The organism is Klebsiella africana, assembly GCF_020526085.1.
Taxonomy (GTDB): domain Bacteria; phylum Pseudomonadota; class Gammaproteobacteria; order Enterobacterales; family Enterobacteriaceae; genus Klebsiella; species Klebsiella africana.
Genome location: NZ_CP084874.1, coordinates 1952177 through 1967436 on the forward strand (window position 1 = coordinate 1952177; position 15260 = coordinate 1967436).

Sequence of the window (15260 nt, forward strand, 5' to 3'; positions counted from 1 at the left end):
GCCGGGCAAGGCGCAGCCGCCGCCCGGCACAAAAGCGACGCCGCTGTCCTTGTCCGGCGGCGCTGCGCCTGCACCGGCCTGGATGGCCCGGGGAGGGGTTATCCCGTAGGCCCGGCAAGCGCAGCGCCGCCGGGCGATGGACCGGTTTAAACACCGCCAAGCTGTTGCGCCATGGACGATATTCTCTTTGTCCTGCTGAATACAAACGCGCTTTTCGGCAAAGCTAAGTCAATTAAATACTTTGTTATTTAACGTGTTATCTCACATCTTCGGAGGGAATGAGGCAACACGGCAAGGTATCGGAAGTGACGGAAAAGAAGACGGCTGTCTATGTGGATGACCAACAGCGCATCCTGATCCGCCAGCTGGCGCGCAGCTGGCTGTGGCGCAGCGAGCTGCCGACATGGCTGCTGATAGTGACGGTTTACAGCGGCTGGTTTGCCTGCGTGGCGGGCTGGCAGACGCTGGGTTTGATGCCGGCCACGCTGTTGCTGATCTGGTTTACCACCTGGTATATGTCCTTACAGCATGAGCTTATCCATGGGCATCCCACCCGGCTGGCATGGTTTAACCAGCTGTTGGGGACGCTGCCGCTGGCGGTCTGGTATCCCTATGGCATCTACCGCGACAGCCATCTGGCGCACCATTGCAACCACCTGCTGACGCACCCCGAGGACGACCCTGAATCGTACTATGTGACGGCGGAAAGCTGGCAGGGCTTCTCTGCCTGGCAGCGCCGCCTTATTCACCTGCGCAACACCTTCTGGGGGCGTCTGCTGCTGGCGCCGCTGATGGATATTATTCACACTCTGAACCGCGCGCTGCGGGCTTTCCGCGAGGGCGACCGCCGCGCCATCGCCATGTGGAGCCTGCATCTGTTGCTGCTGACGGGCCTGCTGGCCTGGATGGCGGCGCAGGGTTTTTCCCCGCTGTGGTTTGTGCTGGCGGTGAGCTACCCGGCGCTGGCCCTGACCAAAGTGCGCTCTTTTCTCGAACACCGCGCCGCGGATGACCCGCTGGCCCGCTCGGTGATCAACGAGGCCGGGCTCCCCTGGCGGGTGCTATTCCTCAATCTCAACTACCATGCGGTGCATCATGACCTGCCCGGCGTCCCCTGGTACGCTTTACGTCTGCTGTATCTGCATCGCCAGGCGGCTTACCTACAGCGTAATCAGGGGTTCCTGGTGCGTGGGTATGGCGAGTGGCGACGCCATTTTGGCCGCCGGGCGGTGGCGGTGAACGCCCATCCGGGCTTTGGCGAGCAGGCGCATGCGGGAGGAGAACATGGCTGAACGTATGACCTTTCCGATGTATGCCATCCACCGTCAACAGACCCAGGCCCTGTGGCAGGCGGTGCAGTCGCTGCTGGCCGAACGCGGCGTGATGGTGGCGGGGGACCCTCCGGCGGCTGACCCCGAGGATCTGCTGGCCCACTGGCGCCAGCCGACGCTGTTGCTGAGCCAGACCTGTGGCTATCCGCTGGTGACCCAGCTGCCGGAGGTGCAGACGGTAGGCTGTTTCCACTACGCTGCGCCCGGTTGCGAAGGGCGCCGCTACCGCAGCCTGCTGGTAGTCCGCGAAGCGGATAGTCACCGGATGCTGGGGGACTTTTTTGGCCGCCGGGCGGTGTGCAATGCCGAGCACTCGCAGTCCGGCTACAACGTGCTGCGTAAAATGGTCGCGCCGTTCTCCCGGGAGGGGCGTTTTTTTTCAGCGGTGATGTTCAGCGGCAGCCATCGGCAGTCGCTGCGCGAGCTGCAGCAGGAAAACGCCGATATCGCCGCCATCGACTGCGTGACCTACGCGCTGCTGCAGCGCTATCAGCCGCAGGCTCTGGCAGGCCTGGTGGCGATCGGCTGGAGCCCGGCCGCGCCAGGGCTGCCGCTGATCACCGCCGGCGCCACCCCGGCGGCGACGCTGAACAGCCTGCGCGAGGCGCTCCAGCAGTTAGTGAGCGATGCGCGCTATCGTTCCCTGTGCGACGCCTTGCTGATCTGCGGCTACAGCGATATGTCGCGGGAGGCCTATGCGCCGCTGCTGGCGTGGCGGGATGAGGCCGCGGCGCTGGGCGTCAGACAGCTATAGGTAAAATGCCCCGGCCAGCGATCTGCGCCGGGGCGGGCTATAGCGGCTGGTCCCACGGCTGGGCGCTGAGATCCATTCGCAGATAGGAAGAGAGCAGGTCGACAGCCATCTGGTCGCTCATCAGCTGCTCGTTAAGCTGCTGGCGCAGCCGCGGGATCATCTCTTCACGATAGGCCGGGTCGTTGTTTTATGGATTTGTGATCGGCAACACAAATGACTCTCCAATGGCCGTCGTAAAAGATAAATTACCAGGGTTGATTTTAATCAAAGTATGACCAACTGCGCTATGGCGGAAAAAAGATCGCTGCCTATCGCGACCCAAAAGAAAAATTGTGAATTTTATGTTTCTTTGGTGTAAATAATGACCGTGCATTTTCCCCAACCGCCGGGGATAAAATGTGATGCCCGACCGGCTTGTCGTTAAATAATGGCGTTTATTACGTCTGCTTTTTATTCTTTACAGCATTAATTTAATTTTCGGCTTTCTTCTCACCCTGATAGAGCGGGTCGAATAACGTACAAAAGACGTATTTTTTATCGCCATTTCGCCGTCGATGTTATCGCCATCAATTATTTTTATCCCCGCATTCGGCCACGGCAAAAGGCGTGCAAATAGCGTTCATGATGCTTTTAATATATTGATTTTACTTTACTTATTCTGGCTCGTGGATCCTGCTTATCCGCCGCGGCGGAGCCTTTGTGAGAGCTCTCACATAACCCGGCAATTGCGATTTGTTACACTTTCCGCCGTCAACAAAGGAATGAAAGTGAGACGCGATGAATACTTTTTCTCTGCCTAAAACACAGCATCTGGTGGTTTTCCAGGAAGTGATCCGCAGCGGGTCAATCGGGGCCGGAGCAAAAGCGTTAGGACTCACTCAGCCGGCGGTCAGTAAAATCATTGGCGACATGGAAAGTTATTTTGGCAGCGAATTAATCGTCCGCCGAAATACCGGCGTCTCGCTCACCGAGGCCGGGCAGGTATTTCTCAACTGGTCAGAAGCGATCACCCGTGAAATGAAAAATATGGTCAATGAAATGAATGCCCTGACCAACAGCGCGGTGGTGGATGTCTCCTTTGGTTTCCCTTCGCTGGTCGGGTTTACCTTTATGTCGGAGATGGTGCATCAGTTTAAAATGACCTTCCCCAAGGCGCGGGTATCGATGTATGAGGCGCAGCTCTCCGCTTTTTTACCGGCGATCCGCGACGGGCGTCTCGACTTCGCCATCGGGACGCTGAGCGATGAGATGAAACTGCAGGACCTGCACGTCGAGCCGCTGTTTGAGTCTGAGTTTGTGCTGGTGGCGAACCGGGCGCGGATCGGCAACGGCACCGTCCGCCTGGCCTCGCTCCAGCACGAGCAGTGGGTGCTACCGGAGACCAATATGGGCTACTACAGCGAACTGCTGGCCACCCTGCAGCGCAGCGGCATCCGCCGCGAAAATATCGTTAATACCGATTCGGTGGTGACGATCTATAACCTGGTACTCAATGCCGATTTTCTGACGGTGATCCCCTGCGACATGACCACGCCGTTCGGCTCGAGCCAGTTTGTCACTATCCCCATTAAAGAGGCCTTGCCGGTGGCGCGCTATGCCGCGGTATGGTCGAAAAATTACCGATTAAAAACCGCCGCGGCGTCGCTGGTGGAGATGGCGAAACATTATTCCTCGGGGCAGGGCAATCGCCACTGGCAGCCATTACAAATTATTGCGTAACTGAAAGTCGTTAAATAATCCAACACACGTCCTCGCTGTTATCAGCAGGATGACGCCCGGTCATTGACTTTATATTAAGATACAGAGGCTATCATGCATATTACCTACGATCTTCCCGTATCCATTGACGATATTCTCGAAGCGAAGCAACGCCTGGCGGGGAAAATATATAAAACGGGCATGCCGCGCTCGAATTATTTTAGCGAACGCTGCCAGGGTGAAATATTCCTTAAATTCGAAAATATGCAGCGCACGGGCTCATTTAAAATTCGCGGCGCCTTTAATAAGCTGTGCGGTTTAACCGCGGCGGAAAAACGCAAAGGGGTGGTGGCCTGCTCGGCGGGCAACCATGCGCAGGGGGTCTCGCTCTCCTGCGCCATGCTCGGCATTGACGGGAAAGTGGTGATGCCGAAAGGGGCGCCGAAATCGAAAGTCGCCGCCACCTGTGATTATTCGGCGGAAGTGGTGCTACATGGCGATAATTTTAACGATACCCTCGCCAAAGCCAGCGATATTGTTGAACTTGAGGGCCGTATTTTTATTCCCCCCTATGACGACCCGCAGGTGATTGCCGGGCAGGGAACGATTGGTCTCGAAATATTAGAAGATCTGTATGACGTGGATAATGTCATCGTGCCCATTGGCGGCGGGGGATTAATTGCCGGTATCGCGATTGCGATTAAATCCATTAACCCGACAATCCGTATTATTGGCGTGCAGTCGGAGAATGTTCACGGCATGGCCGCCTCCTGGTATGCCGGGGAGATCACCAGCCATCGCCACGCCGGCACCTTAGCCGATGGCTGCGATGTCGCCCGCCCGGGGAAACTGACCTATCAAATCGCCCGCCAGCTGGTGGATGACATCGTCCTGGTGAGTGAGGACGACATTCGCCAGAGCATGGTCGCCTTAATTCAGCGCAATAAAGTGATCACCGAAGGGGCCGGAGCGTTGGCCTGCGCCGCGTTATTAAGCGGCAAATTAGACAGCTATATCCAGAACCGCAAAACGGTCAGCCTGATTTCCGGGGGCAATATCGACCTCTCCCGGGTATCGCAAATTACGGGTTTTGTTGACGCTTAATTCAATACATAAGTGAGGACAGGATATGAGTACGACTGAGAGCATTGCATCCAGCCAGACAAGCCTTTCGTCCTGGCGTAAATCTGACACCACCTGGACCCTGGGCCTGTTTGGCACCGCTATCGGCGCCGGGGTGCTGTTTTTCCCGATTCGCGCCGGCTTCGGCGGGCTGATCCCGATCCTGGTGATGCTGGTGCTGGCCTATCCCATCGCCTTCTATTGCCATCGGGCGCTGGCCCGGCTGTGCCTGTCGGGGGCTAACCCCTCCGGCAATATCACCGAAACGGTGGAAGAGCATTTTGGCAAAACCGGCGGGGTGGTGATCACTTTCCTGTACTTCTTCGCCATCTGCCCGCTGCTGTGGATTTATGGCGTCACGATCACCAATACCTTTATGACTTTCTGGGAGAACCAGCTGCAGATGCCGGCCCTTAACCGCGGGGTGGTGGCGCTGCTCCTGCTGCTGCTGATGGCGTTTGTCATCTGGTTTGGCAAAGACCTGATGGTCAAGGTGATGAGCTATCTGGTGTGGCCGTTTATCGCCAGCCTGGTGGTGATCTCCCTGTCCCTGATCCCCTACTGGAATAGCGCGGTGATTGAGCAGGTCAACCTCAGCGATATCGCCTTAACCGGTCACGACGGCATTCTGGTGACGGTATGGCTGGGCATCTCCATCATGGTGTTCTCCTTTAACTTCTCGCCGATCGTCTCCTCGTTTGTGGTCTCCAAACGCGAAGAGTATGAAGCGCAGTTTGGCCGCGAGTATACCGAACGTAAATGCTCGCAGATCATCTCCCGGGCCAGCATGCTGATGGTGGCGGTGGTGATGTTCTTCGCCTTCAGCTGCCTGTTTACCCTCTCGCCGCAGAACATGGCGGACGCCAAGGCGCAGAATATCCCGGTGCTCTCCTATCTGGCGAACCACTTTGCCTCGATGTCGGGCACCAAATCCACGTTTGCCACCCTGCTGGAGTATGGCGCGTCGATCATCGCCCTGGTGGCCATCTTCAAATCGTTCTTCGGCCACTATCTCGGCACCCTCGAGGGGCTGAACGGGTTGATCCTGCGTTTCGGCTATAAAGGGGATAAAACTCGGGTCTCCAGCGGCAAGCTCAATACCCTGAGCATGGTGTTCATCATGGGCTCGACCTGGGTGGTGGCGTACGCCAACCCCAATATCCTCGACCTGATTGAGGCGATGGGCGCGCCGATTATCGCCTCGCTGCTGTGCCTGCTGCCGATGTACGCCATTCGTAAAGCGCCTTCGCTGGAAAAATACCGTGGCCGTCTCGACAACCTCTTTGTGACCGCCATTGGTCTGCTGACCATCCTCAATATCGTTTACAAACTGTTCTAATCCGGCTCAGGCCACGCGGAGTACAACATGACTGAATTTCCGGTAGTACTGGTGATTAACTGCGGCTCGTCGTCGATCAAATTTTCCGTCCTCGACGCCGCCAGCTGCGACTGCCTGCTCAACGGCGTGGCCGAGGGCATCAACGCGGAAAGGGCGTCTCTCTCGCTCAACGGCGGCGAGCCGGTGGCGCTGGCGCAGCGCGGCTACGAAGGCGTCCTGCAGGCGATTGCCGGGGCATTAGCCCAACGCGACCTCATCGACAGCGTGGCCCTGATTGGCCACCGCGTCGCCCACGGCGGCGACCTGTTCACCGAGTCGGTCATTATTAGCGAGGAGGTTATCAATAACATTCGCCAGGTATCGTCCCTGGCCCCGCTGCATAACTACGCCAGTCTCAGCGGCATCGCCTCGGCGCAGCGGCTGTTCCCGGAGGTGATGCAGGTGGCGGTCTTTGATACCAGCTTTCACCAGACCCTGGCCCCGGAAGCTTTTCTCTATGGTCTGCCGTGGGAGTATTACCAGAACCTCGGGGTACGCCGCTACGGTTTCCACGGCACCTCGCACCGCTATGTGTCCCGGCGCGCCCTGGCGCTGCTCGGGTTGCCGGAGCAGGAGAGCGGTCTGGTGATCGCCCACCTGGGCAATGGCGCCTCGATCTGCGCGGTGCGCAACGGCCGCAGCGTGGACACCTCGATGGGGATGACGCCGCTGGAGGGGCTGATGATGGGCACCCGCAGCGGCGATGTCGACTTCGGCGCCATGGCGTGGATTGCCGGGGAGACCCGGCAGACCCTCAGCGACCTGGAGCGGGTGGCCAACACCGCCTCCGGCCTGCTGGGGATCTCCGGTCTTTCCTCCGACCTGCGGGTGCTGGAGCAGGCGTGGCATGAGGGCCATGCCCGCGCCCGCCTGGCGATTAAAACCTTTGTCCATCGCATCGCCCGCCATATTGCCGGTCACGCCGCCGCGCTGCAGCGTCTCGACGGCATTATTTTCACCGGGGGAATTGGCGAGAACTCGGTGCTGATCCGTCGGCTGGTAAGCGAGCGGCTGGCGGTCTTTGGTCTTGAGATGGATGTCGCCCGCAACCAGCAGCCGAATTCGGCCGGCGAGCGCCTGATCTCCGCCGACGGCAGCCGGGTGCGCTGCGCGGTTATTCCTACCAATGAAGAGCGCATGATTGCCCTCGATGCGATCCGCTTAGGCCGGATCCACACCGCGGCGGCGCTGGCCTGACTTTTTATTCTGTAGAGAGACGATGTTCATGAAAGTAGATATCGACACCCACGACGCACAATACGCCGACGCCTGGCAGGGCTTTCGCGGTACGGCGTGGCAGACGCAGATCGACGTCCGCGACTTTATTCAGCATAACTACACCCCTTACGCGGGCGATGAGTCTTTCCTCGCTGACGCGACGCCAGCGACCACCGCCCTCTGGGAGCAGGTGATGGCCGGGATCCGCGTCGAGAACGCCACCCATGCGCCGGTGGATTTTGACACCAATGTCGCCACCTCCATCACCGCCCACGCGGCGGGCTATATCAACCAGCCGCTGGAAAAGATCGTCGGACTGCAAACGGATCAGCCGCTGAAGCGCGCTCTGCATCCCTTTGGCGGCATCAATATGATCAAAAGCGCCTTCGAGGCCTATGGCCGCGAAATGGATCCCGACTTTGAGTATCAGTTTACGGTGCTGCGCAAGACCCACAATCAGGGGGTATTTGATGTCTATTCCCCGGATATGCTGCGCTGTCGCAAGTCGGGAGTGCTCACCGGTCTGCCGGACGGCTATGGCCGCGGACGGATCATCGGCGATTACCGCCGCGTGGCGCTGTACGGCATCCGCTATCTGGTTCGCGAACGTGAGCTGCAGTTTGCCGACCTGCAGCCAGCCCTGGAGCGCGGCGAGGCGCTGGAGGCCACCCTGCGCCTGCGCGAAGAGCTGGCCGAACAGCGGCGCGCGCTGCTGCAGATGCAGGAGATGGCGGCCCGCTACGGCTGCGATATCGCTCACCCGGCGCGCACTGCCCGGGAGGCGGTGCAGTGGCTCTACTTCGCCTACCTGGCGGCGGTGAAGTCGCAGAACGGCGGCGCCATGTCGCTGGGGCGCACAGCCACCTTCCTCGACATCTATATCGAACGCGATCTGCGGGCTGGTTTATTGAATGAGGAGCAGGCCCAGGAGCTCATTGACCACTTCATTATGAAGATCCGCATGGTGCGTTTCCTGCGCACCCCGGAATTTGATTCGCTGTTCTCCGGGGATCCCATCTGGGCGACGGAGGTGCTGGGCGGCATGGGGCTGGATGGCCGCACCCTGGTCAGTAAAACCACCTTTCGTTACCTGCATACTCTACACACCATGGGCCCGGCGCCGGAGCCCAACCTGACCGTGCTCTGGTCGCAAGCGCTGCCGGTGGCGTTTAAAAAATATGCCGCCCGGGTGTCGATCGCCACCTCGTCGCTGCAGTATGAGAACGACGATCTGATGCGCAGCGATTTTCACAGCGACGACTACGCCATCGCCTGCTGCGTCAGCCCGATGGTGATCGGCAAGCAGATGCAGTTCTTCGGCGCCCGCGCCAATCTCGCCAAAACGCTGCTCTACGCGATTAACGGCGGGGTGGATGAAAAACTGAAGATCCAGGTGGGGCCGAAAACCGACCCTCTGCGCGATGAGGTGCTGGACTACGACACCGTGATGGCCAGCCTCGACCACTTTATGGACTGGCTGGCGGTGCAGTACATCAGCGCGCTGAACATCATCCATTGCATGCATGATAAGTACAGCTACGAGGCGGCGCTGATGGCGCTGCACGACCGCGACGTTTACCGCACGATGGCCTGTGGCATCGCCGGTCTGTCGGTGGCGGCGGATTCGCTGTCGGCGATAAAGTACGCCCGGGTGAAGCCGGTGCGCGATCACCACGGGCTGGCGGTGGACTTTGTCATTGAGGGCGACTATCCGCAGTACGGCAACAACGACGATCGCGTCGATGCCATCGCCTGCGACCTGGTGGAGCGCTTTATGCGCAAAATTCAGGCGCTCCCCACCTGGCGTCAGGCGGTGCCGACCCAGTCGATCCTGACCATCACCTCTAACGTGGTGTACGGGCAGAAAACCGGCAATACGCCGGACGGACGGCGGGCGGGGACGCCGTTCGCCCCGGGGGCCAACCCGATGCATGGCCGCGACCGCAAAGGGGCGGTGGCGTCGCTGACCTCGGTGGCGAAACTGCCGTTTACCTACGCCAAAGATGGCATCTCGTATACCTTCTCCATCGTGCCGGCGGCCCTCGGCAAAGCCCCGTCGGCGCAGGAAAACAACCTGGTGGGGCTGCTGGACGGCTACTTCCATCATGAGGAGACGGTGGAGGGGGGCCAGCATCTCAACGTCAATGTGCTGAACCGGGAAAAGCTGCTCGATGCGATAGAACACCCGGAGCAGTATCCGAATCTGACGATCCGCGTCTCCGGCTATGCGGTCCGCTTTAACGCGCTGACCCGCGAGCAGCAGCAGGATGTGATCTCCCGAACGTTCACCAGCCAACTCTGAACAGCCGCCAGGCCACAGGAGAGCCTTTAACGGGCTCTCCTGTTATCATCTTCACATTACCGCAACAAAATAATCACCACTGTTGATCATATTCGCATTTTTGCACCACGCTGGCGCGCAGCGACCGCTAACTGCATCTATGTTTAGCTCACGGGCCGGTACGGATACCGCGTTGTCCGGCTCGCCACGTGATGGCAACCGATCTCCTGACCTGAAAGGGAATGCGCCCTTGCCGGATACGGCACGGGTTGCCGTCGCGTGCGTACCGACCGGGGCGACTGTTCTCCGGTGTTCCACTCCTTCCTGGCGGGATTTTTGCTTCTTCCACCCTGGCCGTCCTGGCGCTGCGCCAACGTCGGCACCACACGGTAAGTGATATTTTCTGCGTCATTCCATGACGCCAGGCTTTACATCGCTGAGGAATATCCGAATGTCTTTGAAACTGAAAACAATGACGCTTCATGTTGTGATAGCAGGTTGTATGAGCATGGCCTTTTACGCCCAGGCCGACGTGAAGATCGGCGTCGCCGGGCCTTTTACCGGCCCCAACGCCACCTACGGCGCCCAGTACTGGAAGGGGGCCTCGCAGGCGGTGGCCGATATCAATGCCGCAGGCGGCATCAAAGGCGAAAAGATTGTGCTGGTGCAGGGGGATGATGCGTGCGAACCGAAGCAGGCGGTGGCGGTGGCCAACCGGCTGGTGGATGAAGCGAAAGTCTCCGCCGTGGTGGGGCACTTTTGCTCTTCCTCAACGATGCCGGCCTCCGAGGTATATGACGAAGCCGGGATCCTGACCATTACCCCTGGCTCGACCAACCCGCAGATCACCGAGCGCGGCATGAAAGATCTCTTCCGTATGTGCGGCCGTGACGACCAGCAGGGGGCAATCGCCGCCAACTATATGCTGGACGTGCTGAAGGCGAAGAAAATTGCCGTCATCCACGATAAAGACACCTATGGTCAGGGGCTGGCCGATGCCACCCGCGCGGCGCTGGCGAAGCGGGGTACCAAAGAAGTGTTGTACGAAGGCCTCTCCCGCGGTGAAAAAGACTTTAACGCCCTGGTGACCAAGATCGGCGCCCTCAAGCCGGACGTGGTCTACTTTGGCGGCTGCCATCCGGAAGCGGGCCCGCTGGTGCGCCAGATGCGCGAGCAGGGGGTGCAGGCCAAATTCTTCTCCGGCGACTGTATCGTCACCGAGGAGTTGGTCACGGCCGCCGGCGGGCCGCAGTTCACCAACGGCGTGCTGATGACCTTTGGTCAGGATCCACGCACCCTCCCGGATGGCAAAGCGGTGATCGAGAAGTTCCGCGCCAGCGGCTTTGAACCAGAAGGCTATACCCTCTACGCCTACGCTTCCATTCAGGCCATTGCCGCGGCCTGGAACGCCGTGGGTACCGATAACGCCAAAGCCAGCGACTGGCTGAAGAGCCACGACGTCGAGACGGTGATGGGCAAGAAAGCCTGGGATGGCAAAGGCGACCTCAAGGTGTCCGACTACGTGGTCTATCAGTGGGACGACAAGGGCAAATATCATCAGCTCTGATCGGCCACGACCTGAGGACGCTCTGTCCTTTTGACTTGCGAATCGTCACACGGCGGCGGTCGACCGGGAACGGAACCCGGCGGCCGTCTGCCTGGCGGCTGGAGGGGCTATGACGGCGTTTTTTCTGCAACAACTGATCAATGGGCTGACGCTGGGCGCAGTGTACGGCTTAATCGCCATCGGCTACACCATGGTGTATGGGATCATCGGCATGATCAACTTCGCCCACGGCGAGGTGTATATGGTCTCCGCCTACCTGTGCGCCATCGGCCTGGCGCTGCTCTCTTTCTTCGGGATCCACTCCTTTCCGCTGCTGATTTTCGCCACCCTGGTGTTCACCATCGTGGTCACCGGCGTATATGGCTGGGCGATCGAGCGCATCGCCTACCGGCCGCTGCGCAACTCGACGCGGCTGGCGCCGCTGATCTCGGCTATCGGCATGTCGCTGATTCTGCAGAACTATGTCCAGCTGAGCCAGGGGCCGAACCAGCAGGGGATCCCGACGCTGCTCAGCGGCGCGCTGCGCATGACGGTGGGCGATGGGGTGGTGCAGATCACCTGGACCAAGGTGTTTATTCTCGTCGCGGCGCTGGTGGGGATGCTGACCCTGACCTGGATTATCCAGTACACCCGGCTGGGGCGCATCTGTCGCGCTACCCAGCAGGACCGGCGTATGGCGGCGATCCTTGGCATCAATACCGACCGGGTGATCTCCCTGGTGTTTGTCATCGGCGCGGCGATGGCCGGTCTGGCCGGCGTGCTGGTGACCATGAACTACGGCACCTTCGACTTCTATATCGGATTTATTATCGGCATCAAAGCCTTCACCGCCGCGGTGCTGGGCGGAATCGGCTCGCTGCCTGGCGCGATGCTGGGCGGACTGCTGCTCGGCGTGGCCGAAGCCCAGTTCGCCGGGCTGGTGAATTCGGATTACAAAGATGTCTTTTCCTTTGCGCTGCTGGTAGCGATCCTGATTTTTCGCCCGCAGGGGCTGCTGGGACGTCCGCTGGTGGCCAAGGTCTAAGGAGGCTTTATGGGTGAACTGACGCGCCAGCCTGCGCGGGCTATCCAAAACACGCTGCTCGACAGCGTACTGGCCGGCCTTTGCGCGTTAATTGTTTTTGGCCCGATCGTCGGCGTGGTGCTCAAAGGGTATGGTTTTACCCTCGCGCCTGCGCGGGTGGCGATCCTGGTGGCGGTGGTGATGGCCGGCAGACTGGCGCTCAGCCTGCTGCTGCAGAGCCACAGGGGAAAAGCCTTTATTAACCGCTTTGAGGGGGCGGATGACGGGGTGTACGTCCGGCCGCCGGGATACCGCTCGCGGCTGCGCTGGATAATTCCGCTGCTGGCGGTCCTGGCCATTGCCTTTCCATTTCTCGCCAGCAAATACCTGCTGACCGTGGCGATCCTCGGCCTGATCTACGTCCTGCTCGGCCTGGGGCTGAATATTGTGGTGGGCCTCGCGGGCTTGCTCGACCTGGGCTATGTGGCGTTTTACGCCATCGGCGCCTACGGCCTTGCGCTGGGCTACCAGTACCTGGGCCTCGGCTTCTGGGCGATGCTGCCGCTGGGGGCGGTGATGGCGGCCCTCGCCGGGGCGTTGCTCGGCTTTCCGGTGCTGCGCATGCATGGCGACTATCTGGCTATCGTCACCCTCGGCTTTGGCGAAATCATCCGCCTGGTGCTTAACAACTGGGTGAGCTTCACCGGCGGCCCTAACGGCGTACCGGTGCCGTCCCCCACGCTGTTTGGCCTCGAGTTTACCCGCCGGGCGAAAGATGGCGGCATCCCCATCCATGAGTTTTTCCACGTCAGCTACAACCCCAACCTGAAATTCATCTTTCTCTACGCCGTGCTGTGCCTGGTGGTGATGCTGGTGCTGCTGGTGAAGCATCGCCTGACGCGGATGCCCATCGGCCGCGCCTGGGAGGCGCTGCGCGAAGATGAGATCGCCTGTCGGGCGATGGGGCTCAACCACGTGCTGGTGAAGCTCTCGGCGTTTATGCTCGGCGCGTCGACCGCCGGCATCGCCGGGGTGTTCTTCGCCAGCTATCAGGGGTTTGTTAACCCGACGTCGTTCACCTTTTTTGAGTCGGCGCTGATCCTGGCGATTGTGGTGCTCGGGGGAATGGGCTCCACCCTGGGGGTGGTGCTGGCGGCGTTTGTTCTGACGGTCACCCCGGAGCTGCTGCGCGGTTTTGACGAATATCGGGTGCTGCTGTTCGGCGTGCTGATGGTGATGATGATGATCTGGCGGCCGCGCGGCCTGGTGCGCACCAGCCGCAGCGGGGTTGCGTTGCGAAAAGGAGTCGCGCCATGACCGACAGCATCTTACGCGTTGAGCATCTGATGATGCATTTCGGCGGCATTAAAGCGCTGAATGATGTCAATCTGGAGGTGGAGCGGGGGTCGATCACCGCCCTGATCGGCCCCAACGGCGCGGGCAAGACCACGGTGTTTAACTGCCTGACCGGTTTTTATCGGGCGACGGGGGGCAGTATCGTGCTGCGGGCGCGGGAAAAGGTCACCGATGTTATTCAGGTGCTGGGGCAGAAGCTTCACCCGGACGATTTTCTCCGCCCGGCGCAGCTGGGGCGGCGGATCTATTACAAGATGTTCGGTGGCACCCATCTGGTGAACCGCGCTGGCCTGGCGCGCACCTTCCAGAATATACGTCTATTCCGCGAGATGTCGGTGATTGAGAACCTGCTGGTGGCCCAGCACACCCAGGTTAACCGCCATCTGCTGGCCGGGATCCTCAATACCCGCGGCTATCGGCAGGCGGAGAGTCAGGCGTTGGATCGCGCTTTTTACTGGCTGGAGGTGGTGGAGATGGTGGACTGCGCCAACCGTCTGGCGGGAACCCTCTCCTATGGACAGCAGCGGCGGCTGGAGATCGCCCGCGCCATGTGTACCCGCCCGGAGATGATCTGTCTGGACGAGCCGGCCGCCGGCCTCAATCCCGTGGAAACCCAGGCGCTGAGCCGGATTATTCGCTTTCTGCGCCAGCAGCACGGCATCACGGTGCTACTGATCGAACATGATATGGGGATGGTGATGGAGATTTCGGATCATATCATCGTCCTCGATCACGGGGATGTCATCGCCCGCGGCGCGCCGCAGGCGATCCAGGCCAACGCCAGCGTGATTGCCGCCTATCTTGGCGCTGAGGAAGAGGAGACGCGCCGATGAGCCAGCCATTGCTTGCCTTTGATGAGGTGGATGTCTTCTACGGGCCGATCCAGGCCCTGAAGCAGGTTTCCCTCACCGTCAACGAGGGGGAAACGGTGGCGCTGATCGGCGCCAACGGCGCCGGTAAATCAACGCTGCTGATGTCGGTCTTCGGCCAGCCGCGCATTGCCGGCGGGGAGATTTTCTATCGCGGGGAGGCGATCAGCCGTAAATCGACCCACTTTATCGCCAGCAACGGTATCGCCCAGGCCCCGGAAGGGCGGCGCATCTTTCCCGATATGACCGTCGAGGAGAATCTGCTGATGGGGACCATTGCCATTGGCAACCGCTATCAGGCCGAAGACAAGGCGCGGATGTACCAGCTATTCCCCCGGCTGGAAGAGCGGCGGGGACAGCGGGCGATGACTCTCTCCGGCGGCGAGCAGCAAATGCTGGCCATCGCCCGGGCGCTGATGAGCCGGCCGCGCCTGCTGCTGCTGGATGAGCCGAGCCTGGGGCTGGCGCCGCTGGTGGTGAAGCAGATTTTCCAGATCCTGCGCGAGCTGACGGCTCAGGGGATGACGCTGTTTCTGGTGGAGCAGAACGCCCGCCATGCCCTCAACCTGTCGGACCGCGCCTACGTGATGGTGAACGGCCAGATCCGCCTGAGCGGTAGCGGCCAGGCGCTGCTCAACGACCCGGAGGTGCGTAAGGCATATCTGGGGATCAGCGGCTGAGGG

15 protein-coding genes are annotated in these 15260 nt (G+C 60.2%); 12 read left to right on the top strand and 3 right to left on the bottom strand.

The genetic code is table 11. The features are described from left to right. The first annotated feature begins 305 nt into the window (after nucleotides 1–305). Both LGL98_RS09455 and LGL98_RS09460 read left to right on the top strand, forming a co-directional pair. Entirely contained in the window at nucleotides 306–1292 is a 987-nt protein-coding gene (locus LGL98_RS09455; protein WP_168435241.1) for a fatty acid desaturase, read from the top strand. After that, a complete protein-coding gene (locus LGL98_RS09460; RefSeq protein WP_136030267.1) occupies nucleotides 1285–2085 on the top strand; it encodes a phosphate/phosphite/phosphonate ABC transporter substrate-binding protein in 801 nt (266 codons plus the stop codon). The genes LGL98_RS09455 and LGL98_RS09460 overlap by 8 nt, the downstream gene beginning before the upstream one ends. Before the next feature lie 37 nt (nucleotides 2086–2122). Here the strand turns inward: LGL98_RS09460 and LGL98_RS09465 are convergent, their stop codons facing one another. Then, the gene (locus tag LGL98_RS09465; RefSeq protein ID WP_004211068.1) at nucleotides 2123–2245 is read right to left on the bottom strand and encodes a nitrilotriacetate monooxygenase component A; all 123 of its coding nucleotides are present in this window, start codon (nucleotides 2243–2245) and stop codon (nucleotides 2123–2125) included. A 297-nt stretch (nucleotides 2246–2542) separates the two neighbouring features. Continuing rightward, nucleotides 2543–2686: a hypothetical protein gene (locus LGL98_RS09470; RefSeq protein WP_040151696.1), complete on the bottom strand. Its 144-nt coding sequence runs from the start codon at nucleotides 2684–2686 to the stop codon at nucleotides 2543–2545. Nucleotides 2687–2862: 176 nt separating this feature from the next. Here LGL98_RS09470 and tdcA point away from each other — a divergent pair, with 176 nt between their 5' ends. The 5 genes from tdcA (at nucleotide 2863) to pflB (ending at nucleotide 9803) form a co-directional block, all read left to right on the top strand. Continuing rightward, a complete protein-coding gene (gene tdcA / locus LGL98_RS09475; protein WP_136030269.1) occupies nucleotides 2863–3804 on the top strand; it encodes a transcriptional regulator TdcA in 942 nt (313 codons plus the stop codon). 93 nt (nucleotides 3805–3897) lie between these two features. Then, on the top strand, nucleotides 3898–4887 hold the full coding sequence (gene tdcB, locus LGL98_RS09480; protein ID WP_016531140.1) for a bifunctional threonine ammonia-lyase/L-serine ammonia-lyase TdcB: 990 nt from the start codon (nucleotides 3898–3900) through the stop codon (nucleotides 4885–4887). A 25-nt stretch (nucleotides 4888–4912) separates the two neighbouring features. After that, on the top strand, nucleotides 4913–6244 hold the full coding sequence (tdcC, locus tag LGL98_RS09485) for a threonine/serine transporter TdcC (RefSeq protein WP_136030271.1): 1332 nt from the start codon (nucleotides 4913–4915) through the stop codon (nucleotides 6242–6244). A 27-nt stretch (nucleotides 6245–6271) separates the two neighbouring features. After that, nucleotides 6272–7480, top strand: coding sequence for a propionate kinase (gene tdcD, locus LGL98_RS09490; protein ID WP_136030273.1), 1209 nt, complete (start codon nucleotides 6272–6274; stop codon nucleotides 7478–7480). 28 nt (nucleotides 7481–7508) lie between these two features. Next, entirely contained in the window at nucleotides 7509–9803 is a 2295-nt protein-coding gene (gene pflB / locus LGL98_RS09495; RefSeq protein ID WP_136030318.1) for a formate C-acetyltransferase, read from the top strand. Nucleotides 9804–9854: 51 nt separating this feature from the next. On the opposite strand, the gene LGL98_RS09500 is transcribed toward pflB, so the two are convergent. Then, a complete protein-coding gene (locus LGL98_RS09500) occupies nucleotides 9855–10001 on the bottom strand; it encodes a hypothetical protein (RefSeq protein WP_004225356.1) in 147 nt (48 codons plus the stop codon). A 289-nt stretch (nucleotides 10002–10290) separates the two neighbouring features. Between LGL98_RS09500 and LGL98_RS09505 the strand changes: the two genes are divergently transcribed. The 5 genes from LGL98_RS09505 (at nucleotide 10291) to LGL98_RS09525 (ending at nucleotide 15257) form a co-directional block, all read left to right on the top strand. Continuing rightward, nucleotides 10291–11349, top strand: a complete 1059-nt coding sequence (locus LGL98_RS09505) for a branched-chain amino acid ABC transporter substrate-binding protein (protein WP_004189329.1) — start codon at nucleotides 10291–10293, stop codon at nucleotides 11347–11349. A gap of 109 nt (nucleotides 11350–11458) precedes the next feature. Beyond that, the gene (locus LGL98_RS09510; RefSeq protein WP_008804338.1) at nucleotides 11459–12373 is read left to right on the top strand and encodes an ABC transporter permease subunit; all 915 of its coding nucleotides are present in this window, start codon (nucleotides 11459–11461) and stop codon (nucleotides 12371–12373) included. 9 nt (nucleotides 12374–12382) lie between these two features. Beyond that, nucleotides 12383–13669: a high-affinity branched-chain amino acid ABC transporter permease LivM gene (gene livM / locus LGL98_RS09515; RefSeq protein WP_136030275.1), complete on the top strand. Its 1287-nt coding sequence runs from the start codon at nucleotides 12383–12385 to the stop codon at nucleotides 13667–13669. Further along, a complete protein-coding gene (locus LGL98_RS09520) occupies nucleotides 13666–14541 on the top strand; it encodes an ABC transporter ATP-binding protein (RefSeq protein ID WP_040219025.1) in 876 nt (291 codons plus the stop codon). Before livM ends, LGL98_RS09520 begins: the two co-directional genes overlap by 4 nt. Further along, entirely contained in the window at nucleotides 14538–15257 is a 720-nt protein-coding gene (locus LGL98_RS09525; RefSeq protein ID WP_023290181.1) for an ABC transporter ATP-binding protein, read from the top strand. Before LGL98_RS09520 ends, LGL98_RS09525 begins: the two co-directional genes overlap by 4 nt. The last annotated feature ends 3 nt before the right edge of the window (nucleotides 15258–15260 follow it).